The sequence below is a fragment of the Citrobacter sp. Cpo037 genome, from assembly GCF_030332945.1.
Classification (GTDB): domain Bacteria; phylum Pseudomonadota; class Gammaproteobacteria; order Enterobacterales; family Enterobacteriaceae; genus Citrobacter; species Citrobacter portucalensis.
On the sequence record NZ_JAOWGW010000006.1, the window covers coordinates 1 to 268 of the forward strand.

At 56.3% G+C, this 268-nt stretch carries 1 tRNA gene; it reads left to right on the plus strand.

From position 1 onward, the window contains the following. Positions 1-183 precede the first annotated feature (183 nt). Positions 184-259 (plus strand) — tRNA-Ala (locus OGX94_RS00045). Positions 260-268 lie beyond the last annotated feature (9 nt).

The following is a 268-nucleotide window of genomic DNA, read 5'->3' on the forward strand; positions in this document are numbered from 1 at the left end:
GCTTGTAGCTCAGGTGGTTAGAGCGCACCCCTGATAAGGGTGAGGTCGGTGGTTCAAGTCCACTCAGGCCTACCAAATTCGCCTCCGTGCTGTGTTACGGCGATGCTCGCATACTTCAGTATGCTTCGCACCACCGCGCCTTGCCCGGAAACGAATTAGGGTACAGAGATTAGCATTTACGATGGGGTTATAGCTCAGCTGGGAGAGCGCCTGCCTTGCACGCAGGAGGTCTGCGGTTCGATCCCGCATAGCTCCACCATCCTTACTG